Source organism: Bacteroides sp. AM32-11AC (assembly GCF_003603515.1).
GTDB classification, from domain to species: domain Bacteria; phylum Bacteroidota; class Bacteroidia; order Bacteroidales; family Bacteroidaceae; genus Bacteroides; species Bacteroides uniformis.
In genome coordinates this window covers 125,219-142,846 of the sequence record NZ_QTNH01000009.1, presented here as the reverse complement: position 1 = coordinate 142,846, position 17,628 = coordinate 125,219, and the positions used below count along the sequence as shown (strand labels likewise).

General features: G+C 46.6%; 14 protein-coding genes and 1 tRNA gene. 8 read left to right on the top strand and 7 right to left on the bottom strand.

Annotated features, from left to right (window positions below; all coding sequences use genetic code 11):
• Nucleotides 1-407: 407 nt before the first annotated feature.
• Together DW800_RS11415 and DW800_RS11410 are read right to left on the bottom strand one after the other, a co-directional pair.
• Nucleotides 408-1,865, bottom strand: coding sequence for an aminoacyl-histidine dipeptidase (locus tag DW800_RS11415; protein WP_117703482.1), 1,458 nt, complete (start codon nucleotides 1,863-1,865; stop codon nucleotides 408-410).
• A gap of 370 nt (nucleotides 1,866-2,235) precedes the next feature.
• Nucleotides 2,236-3,222, bottom strand: a complete 987-nt coding sequence (locus DW800_RS11410; protein WP_009037168.1) for a lysylphosphatidylglycerol synthase transmembrane domain-containing protein — start codon at nucleotides 3,220-3,222, stop codon at nucleotides 2,236-2,238.
• A 135-nt stretch (nucleotides 3,223-3,357) separates the two neighbouring features.
• On the opposite strand from DW800_RS11410, the gene rsmA reads away from it, so the two are divergent.
• From rsmA to DW800_RS11395, 3 genes are all read left to right on the top strand, one after another.
• The gene (gene rsmA / locus DW800_RS11405; protein ID WP_009037169.1) at nucleotides 3,358-4,152 is read left to right on the top strand and encodes a 16S rRNA (adenine(1518)-N(6)/adenine(1519)-N(6))-dimethyltransferase RsmA; all 795 of its coding nucleotides are present in this window, start codon (nucleotides 3,358-3,360) and stop codon (nucleotides 4,150-4,152) included.
• Nucleotides 4,153-4,171: 19 nt separating this feature from the next.
• Entirely contained in the window at nucleotides 4,172-5,518 is a 1,347-nt protein-coding gene (mgtE, locus tag DW800_RS11400) for a magnesium transporter (protein WP_005824027.1), read from the top strand.
• A gap of 117 nt (nucleotides 5,519-5,635) precedes the next feature.
• Nucleotides 5,636-7,489 (top strand): DUF349 domain-containing protein, encoded by a 1,854-nt coding sequence (locus DW800_RS11395; RefSeq protein ID WP_117703483.1) that lies wholly within the window; start codon nucleotides 5,636-5,638, stop codon nucleotides 7,487-7,489.
• Between the two features lie 84 nt (nucleotides 7,490-7,573).
• Here the strand turns inward: DW800_RS11395 and DW800_RS11390 are convergent, their stop codons facing one another.
• Nucleotides 7,574-8,752 carry a phosphoribosylaminoimidazolecarboxamide formyltransferase gene (locus DW800_RS11390; RefSeq protein ID WP_044468380.1) on the bottom strand — a complete coding sequence of 393 codons (1,179 nt, stop codon included), beginning with the start codon at nucleotides 8,750-8,752 and terminating at the stop codon, nucleotides 7,574-7,576.
• A 182-nt stretch (nucleotides 8,753-8,934) separates the two neighbouring features.
• A tRNA-Gln gene (locus tag DW800_RS11385) sits at nucleotides 8,935-9,005 on the bottom strand.
• A gap of 217 nt (nucleotides 9,006-9,222) precedes the next feature.
• On the opposite strand from DW800_RS11385, the gene rsfS reads away from it, so the two are divergent.
• Genes rsfS through DW800_RS11370 form a run of 3 tightly spaced genes read left to right on the top strand, consistent with a single transcriptional unit; the run spans nucleotide 9,223 to nucleotide 12,439 of the window.
• Complete coding sequence (rsfS, locus tag DW800_RS11380) at nucleotides 9,223-9,582, top strand: ribosome silencing factor (RefSeq protein ID WP_005824036.1); 360 nt, start codon at nucleotides 9,223-9,225, stop codon at nucleotides 9,580-9,582.
• A gap of 9 nt (nucleotides 9,583-9,591) precedes the next feature.
• The gene (gene ftsH / locus DW800_RS11375) at nucleotides 9,592-11,607 is read left to right on the top strand and encodes an ATP-dependent zinc metalloprotease FtsH (protein WP_016274133.1); all 2,016 of its coding nucleotides are present in this window, start codon (nucleotides 9,592-9,594) and stop codon (nucleotides 11,605-11,607) included.
• Nucleotides 11,597-12,439 carry a phosphatidate cytidylyltransferase gene (locus DW800_RS11370; protein ID WP_016274134.1) on the top strand — a complete coding sequence of 281 codons (843 nt, stop codon included), beginning with the start codon at nucleotides 11,597-11,599 and terminating at the stop codon, nucleotides 12,437-12,439. The genes ftsH and DW800_RS11370 overlap by 11 nt, the downstream gene beginning before the upstream one ends.
• A gap of 117 nt (nucleotides 12,440-12,556) precedes the next feature.
• Here DW800_RS11370 and DW800_RS11365 read toward each other — a convergent pair whose 3' ends face one another.
• From DW800_RS11365 to surE, 3 genes are all read right to left on the bottom strand, one after another.
• A complete protein-coding gene (locus DW800_RS11365) occupies nucleotides 12,557-13,306 on the bottom strand; it encodes a NigD-like protein (protein WP_044467428.1) in 750 nt (249 codons plus the stop codon).
• A 98-nt stretch (nucleotides 13,307-13,404) separates the two neighbouring features.
• Nucleotides 13,405-14,553 (bottom strand): lipid-A-disaccharide synthase, encoded by a 1,149-nt coding sequence (gene lpxB, locus DW800_RS11360; RefSeq protein WP_009037174.1) that lies wholly within the window; start codon nucleotides 14,551-14,553, stop codon nucleotides 13,405-13,407.
• A 24-nt stretch (nucleotides 14,554-14,577) separates the two neighbouring features.
• On the bottom strand, nucleotides 14,578-15,342 hold the full coding sequence (surE, locus tag DW800_RS11355; protein WP_117703484.1) for a 5'/3'-nucleotidase SurE: 765 nt from the start codon (nucleotides 15,340-15,342) through the stop codon (nucleotides 14,578-14,580).
• Between the two features lie 157 nt (nucleotides 15,343-15,499).
• On the opposite strand from surE, the gene DW800_RS11350 reads away from it, so the two are divergent.
• Both DW800_RS11350 and DW800_RS11345 read left to right on the top strand, forming a co-directional pair.
• On the top strand, nucleotides 15,500-16,936 hold the full coding sequence (locus DW800_RS11350; RefSeq protein ID WP_117703485.1) for a DUF1080 domain-containing protein: 1,437 nt from the start codon (nucleotides 15,500-15,502) through the stop codon (nucleotides 16,934-16,936).
• Nucleotides 16,937-16,981: 45 nt separating this feature from the next.
• Nucleotides 16,982-17,455, top strand: coding sequence for a DUF456 domain-containing protein (locus tag DW800_RS11345; protein ID WP_119958079.1), 474 nt, complete (start codon nucleotides 16,982-16,984; stop codon nucleotides 17,453-17,455).
• The last annotated feature ends 173 nt before the right edge of the window (nucleotides 17,456-17,628 follow it).

Below are 17,628 nucleotides of genomic sequence, written 5' to 3'. Positions count from 1 at the left end.
AATACTTCACGAAAGGGGGGGGAATGCTTAAAGCATTACGTAACCCCAAATGTTCTTATCGGCTTCGCCGACATGCTTAAAAAAACTCTTTAACATTTTCATTTTGTTATCCTCCTAAAATCAATCTTGTTATCCTTAAAAAATCTACTAGTTTTCTATTGTTTTCATGTTTTACAACACAAAAATAGAGCCTTTGTTCAAGACAACAAGCAAAAAACGGATAGAAAACATGTTTTATAACACATTTCTTGACTTAGGTCAATTTTTAGGGAGAAAGTGCAAGGATATTGACATACCATTGTAATAAGTCTGGGACATTCTGGCAGAAAGAGGACAAACTGTCACAGACAAAAAAGGCAGGATACTTAATAAAGCACCCTGCCCCTATTCATTACATAAAGTATTCTCTACTTTTCAGGAGTCTGCTCCAATGTAGCCACCAAGAAATCATAGAACTTGGAAACAGTAGGAATTAACGCACGCTCGTCCGGTGAATGCGGAGAACGCAAAGTGGGACCGAAAGAAATCATATCGAGTCCTGGACAATTGGCACCAATAATACCGCATTCCAGACCTGCGTGAATAACCTTCACGGCAGGTTCCACACCAAACTGCTGCTTATAGGACAGCTTCATGGCATGCAGTATAGGAGAATCCACATTAGGCTGCCATCCGGAATAGCCACCACTCAATTCCACCTTCATACCTGCCATAGCGAAACAAGCTGTCAGGCTGTCTGCCAGGAAATCCTTCATCGTATCGCAAGAACTACGCGCCAAAATACGAACTTCGGCCTTACCGTCTGCAATGATTACGATAGCCAAATTGGAGGAAGTTTCTACAGTATCGGGAACAGTAGGAATCATACGCATCACACCATTCTGGCAAGCCATCAACACGTTAATCATATTATCCTGGATTTCTGAAGGAACAACGGCAGTGGGTAGAGTTACCTCTTCTATACTCAGGGTAATACCACTTTCAATCGGAGCATATTCGTCATTCAGTTGTGTCTCGTATTCCTTCATATAATCTTCCAAACCGTCCATATCCTCAGGATTGAACACCAATACCGCATGTGCTTCGCGGGGGATAGCATTACGCATATTACCACCTTCAAAACTTGCCAGCTGGGAGTCAAACTCAATCAGCAAATCATGTACGATGCGTGCCAGCAATTTATTGGCATTACCGCGCCCTTCATTGATTTCCAAACCGGAGTGACCGCCACGCAAACCTTTCAGCGTAATCTTACGAGCAATGAAATTGGCCATAGGCGTCTCCTCCTTATATTCCAAAGTAGCAGTAATATCAAGACCACCGGCACAGCCGATATAGAGTTCGCCTTCGTCCTCAGAATCAAGGTTCAGCAGAATTTCCCCTTGCATAGTTCCGGGTTTCAAACCGAATGCACCATACATTCCCGTTTCTTCATCCTTGGTTATCAGAGCTTCCAATGGGCCATGCTTCAAGTTATTATCTTCGAGCACCGCCATAATGGCAGCTACTCCCAAACCATTATCTGCTCCCAGCGTGGTTCCTTTGGCTTTCACCCAATCACCGTCAACATAGGTTTCAATGGGATCTGTTGTAAAATCGTGAATAGTATCGTTGTTCTTCTGAGGCACCATGTCCATATGCGCCTGAAGGATGATGCCTTTGCGGTTTTCCATACCCGGAGTGGCAGGCTTACGAATAATAACATTGCCGACCCCGTCGGCAAATGATTCCAACCCCAAGCCTTTTCCAAAATCAATAAGGAATTTGGTAATCTTCTCCATATGTCCTGACGGACGGGGAATCTGGGTCAGTGAATAAAAGTGCTTCCATACATTCTGTGGAGCTAACTGTAAGATTGTACTCATAATTCTAAAAAGTTAGTTTTCGCAAATATAACGGTTTATTCTCGGAAAGTACAATAAACCGGGATTTTTCTAAAGTACTAAATCATCAGCTATCTTAAACATGGCTTTTACATCTTCACATATTGCGATAGAACATCTGCACCTAATATAGCTACCATATTTAGGAATTTCTCCCACTTCTATATCCAAGCAACAATATCGTTTAAAGAAACCAATCTTCCAACAACCTTTAGGTTTCAGTACTTATAAGGAAGTACTGAAGTACTTGCAAAGAAGTATTACAGTACTTTTAAAGGAGTACTCTCTATAAGTACTGTCTCTGTCCTCTAACACAAGAAGTGACAATATAGGAACCCACCACAAGAAACGTCTATTTCTTTGCCCTATTCGCCAACGCCAGGTGCAACGACCCGTAGATGCCCAACACTATCACCAGCAACGTCTGTATGCCATGCACTATCAGAGCAAATATACCCGCATCCGTAGCATTTACCCCATAAAGCATCATCATAGTGATGACAGCAAAGTGCCAGGGTCCTGCCCCGTTGGGCGTGGGAACAATGACTGCAAACGTTCCGCCGACAAACATCACCAGTCCGGCAAGGAAACTAAGGTGCTCCGTAAACTGGAAGCAATAGAAAGTTATATAGAAATGATAGAAATAGCATAGCCAAATAAGTAAAGTGTAAAGAACAAACAAAGGCACATTCTTCACATTCTTAAGCGACATCACACCTTCCCATATATTCAAGACTACTCCCTTTACCTTTTCAAAAAAAGAAAGCATACGCAACAGAAAATAGAGAAGTACCAAAACACCAATAATAGAAAAAAAAGCCACATAAAACCAAGGGGAAGTCACAAGATGCACCAGCGAAGGAATCTTGGTGCCCGTCTCCTCAAAAAAACGGAAAAAAACGGGCATCTGCACCAAAAAAGTAATCCCCGTAATCAGCAGAATGCAAAGCGTATCTACCAACCGCTCTGTCACCACCGTCCCCAAGGACTTCGCAAAGGAAACATTATCATATTTGGCAAGTACTCCACAACGTGAAACCTCTCCCACACGGGGCAGTACCAGATTGGTGGCATAAGATACGAAAATGGCATCGACGCAATCGCTTGTTTTGGGATGAGCATCCAGTGGCTCCAAAGTCTGCTTCCAACGCCAGCCTCGTAACACATGGCTCATCACACCGAAGAACAAGGACAACAACATCCACCACCAGTTCGTCTGATGAAGGAGAACTTCTTCTGCCTTTGAAAAGTCAAAATCACGATATACCCAATAGAGGATAAAACCACCTAATAAAATGGGTAAGATGATTTTCAATGTCTTTTTTAGCAGCTTATTCATACGATATTCCCAAATTCTTCATTCTTCATTCTTCATTCTTCATTGAAAAGAACTACCTTTGCTCCGTGTAAAGATAGGTTGTAGTTCGCATTACAGCCTGCATTTACGGAGCAAAAGTAATGATTTAGTTGATACATGAGAGTAGTTAAACCTAAAAAGTTTCTCGGGCAGCACTTCCTGAAAGACCTGAAAGTGGCACAAGACATCGCCGACACGGTAGATGTCTGTCCCGAAATTCCCATCCTCGAAGTTGGTCCGGGAATGGGGGTACTGACCCAGTTTCTTCTGCCCAAAGAGCGCAACGTCAAAGTAGTAGAACTGGACTACGAGTCAGTGGCCTACCTACGGGAAGCCTATCCGCAACTGGAAGACAACATCATTGAGGACGACTTCCTCAAAATGAACCTGCAACGGTTGTTTGGCGGACAAGCTTTTGTATTGACGGGAAACTATCCTTATAATATCTCCAGCCAGATATTCTTCAAAATGCTGGAATATAAGGACCTGATTCCCTGCTGTACGGGTATGATACAAAAGGAAGTAGCCGAGCGCATAGCAGCCGGACCGGGCAGCAAGACATACGGAATCCTAAGCGTACTGATACAAGCATGGTACAAAGTGGAGTACTTGTTTACGGTACACGAACATGTCTTCAACCCACCCCCAAAAGTTAAAAGTGCCGTCATCCGCATGATGCGCAATGAAACGCACGATTTAGGATGCGATGAGAAATTGTTCAAGCAAGTAGTGAAAACCACGTTCAATCAACGACGCAAGACTCTACGGAACTCCATAAAGCCGATACTCGGCAAAGACTGTCCACTGACGGAGGACGTATTATTTAATAAACGCCCGGAACAACTGTCCGTAAAGGAATTTATTCAGCTGACCAACCAAGTGGAGCAGGCATTGAAAACGATTAATGATTAGTGATCAAACACGAACAATCATGGAAATAGACGAAGAATACATAGACAAAGTCAAAAGCCTGATAGAACAGAAAGACGCGGAAAACGTCAAAACACTTTTGACAGACCTTCACCCGGCGGATATTGCAGAACTGTGCAATGACCTCGGCTTGGAGGAAGCCCGCTTCGTTTACCGCCTCCTTGACAACGAAACGGCAGCGGACGTACTGGTTGAAATGGACGAAGACATCCGGAAAGAATTCCTGGAACTTCTTCCTTCGGAGACCATTGCCAAGCGTTTCGTGGATTATATGGACACGGACGATGCCGTAGACCTGATGCGCGAACTTGATGAAGACAAGCAGGAGGAAGTACTTTCGCACATCGAAGATATAGAACAAGCCGGTGACATCGTTGACCTGCTGAAATACGATGAAGACACTGCCGGTGGTTTGATGGGTACGGAAATGGTGACTGTCAATGAAAACTGGAGTATGCCGGAGTGTCTGAAGGAAATGCGCCTGCAAGCTGAAAAGCTGGATGAAATTTACTACGTATACGTCATCGACGACGAAGACCGTCTGCAAGGGGTATTCCCATTAAAGAAAATGATAACTTCCCCTTCTGTCTCCAAGGTAAAGCATGTGATGCGGAAAGATCCTATCTCCGTCCATGTAGATACCCCCATTGACGAAGTGGTACAAATCATCGAAAAGTATGACTTGGTGGCAGCTCCTGTTGTAGACAGCATCGGGCGTCTGGTAGGCCAGATTACCGTAGACGACGTCATGGACGAAGTCCGCGAACAGTCGGAACGTGATTACCAGTTGGCATCCGGTTTGTCCCAAGATGTAGAAACGGACGATAATGTCATGCGCCAAACTTCCGCCCGTCTTCCATGGTTACTTATCGGTATGCTAGGCGGTATAGGCAACTCCATGATATTGGGTAACTTCGACACGACTTTCGCCGCCCATCCGGAAATGGCCCTTTATATTCCGTTGATTGGCGGTACGGGGGGAAACGTGGGAACCCAGTCGTCTGCCATCATCGTACAAGGCCTTGCCAACAGCTCACTGGATGCCAAAGACACCTTCAAGCAGGTAGCCAAGGAAGCAGTAGTGGCGGTCATCAATGCCACCATCATTTCCCTGCTGGTATACATCTATAATTTTATCCGGTTCGGAGCTACGGCTACGGTCACTTATTCCGTCTCCATCAGCCTCTTTGCAGTCGTCATGTTCGCCTCTATTTTCGGAACGCTGGTCCCCATGACTTTAGAGAAGCTGAAGGTTGACCCGGCCATTGCCACCGGCCCGTTTATCTCCATCACCAATGACATTATAGGCATGATGCTGTACATGGGTATCACTGTCTTACTGTCATAAAAACAAGAAAATAGAAAAAAATCAAGGCAAATTGTATGAAGTAATCATTTTATTTCATTAATTTGTAGCCTAATGTAACCCGAACGGGAGGAACCCGTTTCTAAAAAAGTAAATACAATGACGGACACTCATGACACTAATCTCCCCGAAAAGCCGGTGGAATTAGAAGAAGAAAAGAAGACAGCAGAGGTTTCTGAACCGGCAACAACAGAAACTCCCGCTGAAGAAATCGTTTCGGAAAAGCCGGTAGAGCCAGTTCAGAAGCTCACGAAAGAGGAAATACTTGCCAAACTCAAAGAGGTGGTTGCAGACGTGGAGAACGTGGCAAAACCTGAAATAGACGGTTTGAAGCAATCTTTCTACAAGCTGCACAATGCTGAGCAGGATGCGGCCAGAAAACTGTTCATTGAAAACGGAGGCGCCGCGGAGAACTTTGTTCCACAAACAGACTGTGTGGAGGAAGAGTTCAAGAATATCATGTCCGTCATCAAAGAAAAAAGAAGTGCACTCACAGCCGAACTGGAGAAGCAAAAGGAAATGAACCTGCAGGTAAAGCTTTCCATCATCGAAGAGCTGAAGGAGCTGGTTGAATCTCCAGATGACGCCAACAAGAGCTATACGGAGTTCAAGAAACTACAGCAGCAATGGAACGAAGTTAAACTCGTTCCGCAAGCTAAGGTCAACGAGCTTTGGAAAAACTACCAATTGTATGTTGAGAAATTCTATGACCTTCTGAAACTGAACAATGAATTCCGCGAATACGATTTCAAGAAGAATTTGGAAATCAAGACACATCTCTGTGAAGCTGCCGAAAAGCTGGCGGATGAAGCGGATGTAGTTTCAGCTTTCCATCAGTTACAGAAGCTACATCAAGAATTTCGTGATACAGGGCCGGTAGCCAAGGAACTACGCGACGAAATCTGGGCACGTTTCAAAGCTGCCTCTACAACCGTAAACCGACGTCACCAGCAACATTTCGAAGCGTTGAAGGAAGTGGAACAACACAATCTTGACCAAAAGACCGTAATTTGCGAAATCATAGAAGCCATCGACTACAAAGAACTGACAAACTTTGCTTCTTGGGAGAGCAAAACGCAAGAAGTCATCGCACTTCAAAACAAATGGAAGACCATCGGTTTCGCTCCGCAAAAAATGAACGTGAAGATTTTCGAACGTTTCCGCAAAGCGTGCGACGAGTTCTTCCGTAAAAAGGGAGAGTTCTTCAAGAGCCTGAAGGAAGGTATGAACGAAAACTTGGAAAAGAAGCGCGCCTTGTGCGAAAAAGCAGAAGCTCTGAAGGACAGTACCGACTGGAAAGCAACCGCCGATGAACTGACCAAACTTCAGAAAGAATGGAAAACCATTGGTCCGGTAGCAAAGAAATATTCGGATGCCGTATGGAAACGTTTCATCTCCGCTTGTGACTACTTCTTCGAACAAAAGAACAAAGCCACTTCTTCACAGCGCAGCGTAGAGCAGGAAAATCTGGAAAAGAAAAAAGCCATCATCGAAAAACTGAATGCTATCGATGACCAAATGGATACGGAGGAAGCTACCCAACTGGTACGCGACCTCATGAAAGAATGGAACGGCATAGGACATGTACCTTTCAAAGAGAAAGACCGAATCTATAAGCAATACCACAGCCAGGTAGACAAATTGTTTGAACACTTCAACATCAGCGTCTCCAACAAGAAGCTAAGCAACTTCAAGTCGACTATCAGCTCCATTCAGGAAGGTAGTCCACAAGCCCTTTACCGGGAACGTGAGAAGCTGGTACGTGCCTTCGACAATATGAAGAACGAGCTCCAGACATATGAAAACAATCTCGGCTTCCTGACCACTTCTTCCAAGAAGGGAAATAGTCTGCTGACAGAAATCAACCGCAAGGTGGAAAAGCTGAAAGCAGACATCGAGCTTGTGAAAGAAAAGATAAAAGTGGTGGACGAGAACATCAAAAACCAAGGATAACGTAACAAGATAAGACTTAATAAAAAAGGAACCCGCCCCTACAGCTATGCAGCCGTGGGAGCGGGCCTATTTTTATACCCCTTATCAATGATGGAACAGACGGATACCCGTGAACGACATGGCAATGCCATATTTATCGCAAGTTTCAATCACATGGTCATCGCGTACAGAACCACCCGCTTGGGCAATGTAATCTACTCCACTCTTATGGGCACGCTCAATATTGTCTCCAAAAGGGAAGAATGCATCCGAACCCAAAGAAACACCTTTCAATGTATCCAACCAAGCCCGTTTTTCTTCACGGGTCAGCACTTCAGGTTTCTCCGTAAAGAACTGCTGCCAAACACCGTCAGCCAGCACATCGTCATGGTCTTCACTGATATAGACATCAATCGTATTATCACGGTCGGCACGGCGGATTTTCTCTACCCATGGCAAATTCAACACCTTCGGATGCTGGCGTAAATACCAAATGTCGGCCTTGTTGCCCGCCAAGCGAGTACAGTGGATACGGCTCTGCTGGCCGGCACCAATACCGATAGCCTGACCGTCCTTCACATAGCATACAGAATTCGACTGCGTATATTTCAAAGTGATAAGGGCTATCATCAAATCACGTTTCGCTGCTTCCGGGAAATTCTTATTCCGAGTAGGAATATTCGCAAAGAGTTCATCTCCATTCAGCTTTATCTCATTACGTCCCTGCTCAAACGTGATACCAAAGACATCCTTATGTTCAATCGGGGCAGGCTTATAGCCGGGACTTATCTGAATCACATTGTAAGTTCCTTTACGCTTTTCCCTCAAGATAGCCAGTGCTTCGTCCGTATACCCCGGAGCAATAACGCCATCCGAGACCTCGCGGTTAATAAAACGTGCAGTAGCCTCGTCGCACACATCACTCAAAGCGATAAAGTCACCATAGGAAGACATACGGTCGGCACCGCGGGCACGCACATATGCGCAAGCAAGCGGAGAGAGCGGAAGATTATCCACAAAATAAATCTTCTTCATTGTCTCGTTGAGTTCCAAGCCGATGGCGGCACCCGCCGGACTGACGTGTTTGAATGAAGTTGCAGCAGGCATACCGGTCGCCTCTTTCAGTTCCTTTACCAACTGCCATCCATTCAAGGCATCCATAAAATTAATATACCCCGGACGTCCATTCAAAACCTCAATAGGTAACTCCCCCTCCTGCATGAAAATGCGAGCCGGCTTCTGGTTAGGGTTACAGCCGTACTTCAGTGCTAATTCTTTTGCCATAAAATTCTGCTTTAATGTTGAAATGCTACAAATTTACAGAATATTTCCGGCTTACAGAAGCCTTGTCACTGAATTTGCCACCGAATGCCTACACTGAAATTTTCGTACATGGTCGAAAAGCAACAAAAAACCACTAAAACTTGCGATTTTAGTGGTTTTTTGACTTAAATAAGGTAAGTTCGTTGGGCTACCTGGATTCGAACCAGGAATGACAGGACCAGAATCTGTAGTGTTACCATTACACCATAGCCCAATTGTTATTATTTCCGTTTTGCGGTTGCAAAGATACAAAGATTTCTATAAATCAAAACAAAAACGAGTATTTTTTTCGCAAAAAACTGATAAGATACCGTAATCCAAAGGATTATATAACTAAAAAAAATCAAAAATTGAAAGAGTTTTCCTCTTTTGCGTGTTTGATATGAGAAATCAACGTATATTTGTCAACTGTTTTAATATAATAATGTATAATGAACGAAACGAAGAAACTGATTCAACAGATAACAGAAGGTATTCAAGATAAAAAAGGAAAAAAAATCGTCATCGCAGATCTGACAAAAATCGACGATACAATATGCAATTATTTCGTCATCTGCCAAGGAAACTCTCCCAGCCAAGTGACAGCCATTGTAGAATCCATCAGGGACTTCACACGCAAGGGTGCCGATACCAAGCCCTTTGCCGTAGACGGGCTGCGCAATGCCGAATGGGTAGCTATGGACTACTCGGACATATTGGTGCATGTCTTCCTGCCTGAAACAAGGGAATTCTACAATCTGGAGCACCTATGGGCAGACGCCAAATTAACTCAAATTCCTGACCTCGATTAATCAAAACGTATGGACAATAATACCAACAAGAAACCCAATAAAGTGAATATGCCCAAGTTCAACCTGAACTGGCTGTATATGATTATAGCGATGATGTTGCTGGGGTTGTACCTGACCAATGAAAGTGGTACGGCAACTAAAAACATCTCTTATGATGAATTCCAGCAATATGTACGAGACGGTTATATAAGCAAAGTCATCGGCTACGACGACAATTCCGTCGAAGCATACGTCAAACCCCAGCACGTAGGAAACGTATTTCGTCAGGACTCCAGCCGCGTAGGCAAGAATCCGCTTATTACGACCGAGGCCCCCTCACGCGAGAGCCTAGGTAATTTCCTGCAAAAGGAAAGAGACGACGCCCACTTTGACGGCTCCATTAACTACGAAAAAAAGCGGAACTACTTCGGTGCCATTTTGTGGCAGATTCTCCCCTTTGCATTCCTTATCGGTTTCTGGATTTTCATGTCCCGCCGCATGAGCGGTGGTGGAGGCATGGGCGGAGGTGGAGGCATCTTCAGCGTAGGAAAGTCCAAGGCCCAATTGTTTGAAAAAGGTTCCCCCATCAAGATTACATTCAAGGATGTGGCAGGACTTGCTGAAGCCAAGCAAGAGGTAGAAGAAATTGTCGAGTTCTTGAAAGAGCCCCAGAAATATACCGATTTGGGAGGTAAGATACCCAAGGGCGCCTTGCTGGTAGGCCCTCCGGGAACCGGAAAGACCCTGCTTGCAAAGGCCGTGGCCGGAGAAGCCAACGTACCTTTCTTCTCTTTGGCAGGTTCCGACTTTGTGGAAATGTTTGTCGGCGTGGGAGCTTCCCGTGTCCGCGATTTGTTCCGCCAAGCAAAGGAAAAAGCACCTTGTATCGTGTTCATCGACGAGATTGACGCTGTAGGGCGTGCCCGTGCCAAAGCAGCCGCTATGGGTGGCAACGACGAGCGCGAGAACACATTGAACCAGTTACTGACCGAGATGGACGGTTTCGGCTCCAACAGTGGTGTTATCATCTTAGCCGCCACCAACCGTGTGGATGTTTTGGATAAGGCATTGCTGCGCGCCGGACGTTTTGACCGCCAGATACATGTAGACCTACCCGACCTTAATGAGCGTAAGGAAGTATTCGGTGTACACCTGCGCCCCATCAAGATAGACAATAGTGTGGATGTAGACCTTCTGGCACGCCAGACTCCCGGATTCTCGGGGGCAGACATTGCCAATGTATGTAACGAAGCAGCTTTGATAGCCGCCCGCCACGGCAAAAAGTTTGTCGGAAAGCAAGACTTCCTGGACGCTGTAGACCGCATTGTGGGTGGGTTGGAAAAGAAAACCAAAATCACTACCGAGGCCGAACGCCGTTCCATTGCCATACACGAAGCCGGCCATGCCAGTATCTCCTGGTTACTGGAATACGCCAATCCGCTGATTAAAGTAACCATTGTACCCCGTGGACGCGCTTTGGGCGCGGCTTGGTATCTGCCGGAAGAACGGCAAATCACCACTAAGGAACAGATGCTCGATGAGATGTGTGCCACCTTGGGAGGACGTGCTGCCGAAGACCTATTCTTAGGTAGAATATCCACCGGAGCCATGAATGACTTGGAACGCGTGACCAAGCAGGCGTACGGTATGATTGCCTATCTGGGTATGAGCGAAAAACTCCCCAACCTCTGTTACTATAATAATGAGGAATATTCCTTCAACCGCCCGTATAGCGAAAAGACTGCGGAACTGATTGACGAAGAAGTGAAGCAGATGGTCAACGAACAGTACGAACGTGCCAAGAAAATATTGTCCGAAAACCAAGAAGGGCACAACCGGCTGGCACAACTGCTGATTGACAAAGAAGTAATCTTTGCCGAAGACGTTGAACACATCTTTGGGAAACGTCCATGGGCTTCCCGCTCGGAGGAAATCAGTGCAAACAAGACTGCTGCCGAGCTGAAAAAAGCGGAGCAAGAAGAAGAGCAAAAAGCCATAGAAGCAGAAAAGGAAGTCAAGGAAGAAGAAGAAAAGCATGAAAAATAACTTTATCCAACGTGCCGTTACCGGCGTGTTATTCGTCATAGTATTGGTGGGCTGTATTATTTACAGCCCCCTTTCGTTCGGTATACTGTTCACCATTATCAGCGCACTGAGCGTACATGAGTTTGCCCAATTAGTCAGCAAAAGCGGCGAAGTAAGCATTAACAAGACCATCACTGCATTGGGGGGAGCCTACCTTTTCCTTGCATTAATGAGTTTCTGTACCCAGCAGTCTGTAGGAGCACGGGTATTCCTTCCTTATTTGGGACTATTGCTCTACATGATGATTACGGAACTTTACCTCAAGAAAAAGAATCCGACGGGTAACTGGGCCTACTCCATGCTAAGCCAATTGTACGTGGCACTCCCCTTTGCCCTGCTGAACGTACTTGCTTTTCAGAATTCCCCGGAAACGGGCAGTGTGACCTACAACCCTATTCTACCGCTTTCCATTTTCGTATTTATCTGGTTGAGCGATACAGGTGCCTATTGCGTAGGTTCGCTGATAGGCAAACACCGTCTGTTCGAACGCATCTCACCTAAAAAATCCTGGGAGGGCAGCATCGGCGGCGGAATATTCTCCATCGCTTCCTCTCTTGGCTTTGCACATTTCTTTCCTTTTATGCCAGGATGGCAATGGGTAGGTCTGGCAATCGTTGTCGTCATTTTCGGCACTTGGGGCGATCTGACCGAATCACTCATGAAACGCCAATTGGGCATCAAGGATTCCGGTAACATTCTGCCGGGGCATGGAGGGATGCTCGACCGTTTCGACAGTGCACTGATGGCAATTCCTGCAGCAGTTGTTTATCTATATGCCTTGACGATGTTCTAACGACGACTCACATGACCAAACTTACATAAAACAAATATAAAAAGAGCACCCGGGCAAGATGAATAACATCAAAATCCCGGGTGCTCTTTCTAACTATATACTCTCGCAAACTCTTTCTTACTTCAACTGCATATTGGACAAATCCACATTAGTAGTCAGCTTTTCATTACTCCCCGCAGTTTTCAAATCAAAGGTTACTTCCACCTCTCCATTCTCTTCTGAATTGAGTTTCAACTTGATGCCTTTGGTTTCAGAAGGGATGTCCAGACTGTTCAAGTTATAGGAGACAGCACCAGGACTACGACGTCCCGTCAGGTCATCATAGTCGTTATAGCGGAGTTCCAAATGGACGTATCCATCTTCGCCATACAAAGTATCATCTTCTTGCGGACGCACCAGGCTGATACGGTGTTTATTATCAGTCGAAGATGGCAGGTTCTGCATGAAAAAAATGTTCATATAGCCACCACTGATGGTAATATCACCTTTATATATACGCACGGGGTCATTACCGAATTCCTCTTCGGTTTCGGGAATCAGCATCTCCACCTCTTTCGTCAAGACGTTCTGCAGACGCAGCAGCTTCACAGCATGGTCATATCCTGCATAGTTGTCCCACAAAGGATTGAACACGGTAATCACACGCTGCCCATCCACAGCATCATACCACCCAATGTCCGTATTTACCGGCCAGAGTGTCCCCCAGACATCGCAGTTTAAATAAAAGGCATTTCCCGTAACACGCACAGTAGCCCACAAAGGCGGGGTAAAATTACCCAAAGAATATCCGTCGTTATCATCACATGATTGCAAAGCGGGCATCACTGCCAAACATATTGCCATAAATAACCAATGTAGCTTTTTCATAATCAAAGTTCTTTTCATTTGTTTCTGTATAGAAAATACAAAAGCCGGGCATTTACTGCACCGGCTTTCCCCATTTTAACAAATTCTTAATTTTTCGACTATTCCTCCCTGCTCCTCCTCAACAATGCCACCATCTTGCGGGCAGCATGTTTGGGTGCCCCTGCCTCTCCCAGACGGGATGCCATATACTCATATCCCTCGAGCATCTGACGGCGGTATTCCTTATCGTACAAAATGCGGTTCAGCTCCGAGCGTACCTGCTCTACCGTCATGGTATCTGCAACCAGCTCTTTCACCACCTCCCGGTTGGCTATGAGATTGACCAGGGAAATGTACTTCACTTTCAGTACATGCCGTTTCAGGAAAGCGATAACCTTCCCTATCGGAGTATGGTAGCACACCGCTTGCGGCACACGGAACAGAGCAGTTTCCAGCGTTGCTGTCCCCGAAGTGACCAGTGCAGCCTCTGCCTGCCTCAACAAAGGAAATGTCTTGTTGAAGATAATCTTCACGTCCGCCCCACCCACATAACGTTTGTAATACTCGGGAGAAATGCCCGGAGCACCGGCCAGCACCAGTTGATAATCGGGAAAAGAAGCTGCCGCACGAAGCATGTCGGGCAGATTGTCCTTGATTTCCTGCTTGCGGCTACCGGCCAGCAGAGCAATGACGGGTTTGGCCGAAAGTCCGTTTGCCCGGACAAAGTCGTCGAATGTCTCTGAGCTGGAAGCAAGAAAAGCCGTCACTTCATCCACTGTCGGATTGCCGACATAATGTATCGGATACCGGTGCTTCCCTTCAAAAAACTCCACCTCGAACGGTAGGATGGAGAACAGCTCATCCACATCCCGTTTAATATTCTTGATGCGGTATTCCTTCCATGCCCAAATCTTGGGAGAAATATAATAAAAGACAGGAATCCTTGTGTTGGCATGGACAAACTTGGCTATATCCAGGTTAAAGCCCGGATAGTCCACCAAAATCAGCACATCCGGCTGCCACGCAACAATATCCTCCTTGCAGCGCTTCATATTGGCAAAGATGGTGCGCAGATGCAGCAATACGGGAATGAACCCCATATACGCCAACTCTTTGTAATGCTTCACCATCACACCGCCCACTGCAGCCATGAGGTCGCCTCCGAAGAAACGGAACTCCGCTTGCGAGTCCTCCTCCTTCAATGCAGCCATCAGATGGGAGGCATGCAGGTCGCCGGAAGCTTCACCGACAATCAAGTAATACTTCATATCAATTGATAATTGTCAATTAATTCAGAACCATGCTTTCAGTTCATCAATCAAGCCGTATGCCGTTGCATCCACCGTGGTCGGGGTGATTGCCACATAACCGTTATCAAGCGCCCAATGGTCATTCTTCTCATTTTCGGCATCGTTGTTCTCAAACTCGCCGGTCAGCCAGTAGTAATGGGCATCTCCTCTATGGGCAAAGTTTTCCCATTCATTGGTCCATTGCCCCTTGGTTTGTTCGCAAATCTTCACGCCCTTCAGTTCTTTGGCATCAGGAAAATTGACATTGAGGCACGTCAACGGAGGAAGCCCTTTCTCCAATACCAGCCGGGCTATCTCGCGGATGTAAGGACCTGCGGGCTCAAAATCAGCGTTCGGCTCATGGTTGCAAAGGGAGAATCCGATGGAAGGCACTCCTTTCAGGCATCCCTCTATCACAACGCCCATCGTACCGGAATAATGCAGGTTTACAGAAGAATTGTCGCCGTGGTTGATGCCGCCTACCACCAAGTCGGGCTTGCGGTCGAGCACCGTATGAAAAGCCAGCTTCACACAATCGGTCGGCGTACCGGAACACTTGTATACCGTCAGCCCAACATCCTTACGGACCAACTGGTAGTGGATAGGTTCCGTTACAGTCAGCGCACACGCACTTCCAGAGCGGGGTGCATCCGGCGCCATTACCACAATCTCGCCCAGCGGACGGAGGAATTTGATTAACTCGCTAATACCTTTCGCAATGATGCCGTCATCATTGGAAATCAATATCAAAGGTCTCTGATTTTCCATAACTTTCTTTTTTATTATCGTGCAAAAGTAGCTAAAAAGGCTTTAAACAGAATACTACAAAGATAATAATTCTTTTGTATTCAAAGATATTTTCAGAAAAGGCTAACTTTGTACCGACAATAATTGGAATATAATCATTCATAAAATCCATGCTATAATGAACACTTTTTGCCATTCTACCATTGCTGCACGCATCGAGACGGCAGCTGCCGCAATTATTCTGTTTCTAACAACCCTGACAAGCTGTGGCAGGAGCAGTTCTCCCGAGCCACTTGACCAATGGAATGACGGGACATCTACGCTTCACACGGCAGACCCGGTCATTGCAGAAGGCCGGAAGCTCTTCAACGACAAAGAATACCAAAATTTCCGACTCACCGGAGAAGCCCTCACACAACCCGGCTCCGAAGCAGGCCTCCTCTTTCATACGGACGGCGAGTCCGGTTATGAAGTGATATTCCGTAACGGAGACATCGACGGCACACGCAAGAGCGGCTCACTCGCCTCGGTGCGCAACCTCTATCGCTCACTCGCAAAAGATGGAGAATGGTTTGACTTCGAGATAACCGTACGCGGACAAAACATCATTGTCTGCATTAACGGAACCGAAGTTGTCTGCTATACCGAACCCGAACATCCATATCGCACAGAGGAGCACGCCCGGCAACTGCTGAGTCAAGGTTCCATTGCCCTGCAAGGCATACACGGCGAAGTGTCATTCCGGAATCTCGCCATCGAACGGCTTGCCAAGGAAGCACGCAACGAAGCCGACACACTTGCTCCGGTAGACGAGCGCACGGATGAGATAATCAGGCTACAGCAGCACGATTTCCCAGTTATAGACTATCACGTTCACTTGAAAGGAGGGCTGACGAAGGAAATGGCACACGCCATGTCCATGAATTACGGTATCAACTATGGTGTCGCCCCCAATGCTGGAGAAGGAGGCGTAGGACGTATGCTGGCCGATGACAAAGAAGTGTACGACTATTTTAATGAAGTAAAAGGGATGCCATTCCTGTGCGGTGTACAAGGTGAGGGACGCAAATGGACGGCAACTTTCTCGCAGGAAGCCTTGGGGATTTTCGATTACCTGTTTACCGACGCCATGACCATCATAGACCACAAGGGACGTAATTCGCGCATCTACCGGGCCGAAGAAGCACTCTTTGATGACATTACGCTTGAACAGTATATGGACCACCTTGTCGACCAAACAGTCCTGATTCTGACCAACGAGCCTGCCGACATTTATGCCAACCCTACCTTCTTGCCCGATACTATGGCGCATGATTACGACAAGTACTGGACGGACGGACGCATTGAACGCGTATTGGATGTATTGCAACAACATGGAATCGCTCTGGAAATCAATGCACGCTACCGGATTCCCAGTTTCGAGATTATCCGTCGCGCCAAAGCACGTGGAATCAAATTCACATTCGGTACAAACAATGTCGATGCCGACTTCGGACGACTGGAATACTGCGCCGAAGCCATCAAGCAATGTGGCCTCACAGCCGACGATATATGGTTCCCGTCGATGAGCACACGCCGCTCCCGCCCCATTGTCATATACAACCGATTCGAGTAGCAGGGAACAACCGCTGTCATCTTCACCAACAGAAACGATACACCTATGGAGATTCTTCTCATCATCTTGGGCATCCTCTGCCTGATTGTCGGATTGGCAGGCTGCATCCTGCCTATGATTCCGGGACCGCCCGTAGCCTATGCAGGCTTGTTGCTTCTACATTTCACGGACAAGGCGCAGTTTTCCACCACGCAGTTACTTTTATGGCTGGCAGCAGTCGTCCTTGTACAGATACTGGATTATTTCGTCCCGATGCTGGGCAGCAAATACAGCGGAGGCAGTCGGTGGGGAACGCGCGGCTGCCTCATAGGCACCATCGTAGGGTTGTTCTTCATGCCTTGGGGCATCATCCTCGGCCCCTTTCTCGGAGCCTTTGCCGGCGAACTGATGGGAGGCAGCAAGACAGACCAGGCCTTGAAATCGGGGCTGGGCTCGCTGCTTGGATTCTTGCTGGGCACAGTAGTGAAATGTGTGATGTGTGCGTACTTCTGCTGGGAGTTCGTCAAAGCCTTGGTCTGACACCAGCTCCTCTCCTTCTGCCCGGGAACAACTTATCCCCCGACCATCTTCCACACGGTAGTCCATCTGCATGAGATGTACATCTCGAGCAACATGAGATGCACGTTTCAAACAACACGAGATGTACATCTCATGCAAGTAGAGAGAATAGTCCAAGCCAATGTCTTCCATTG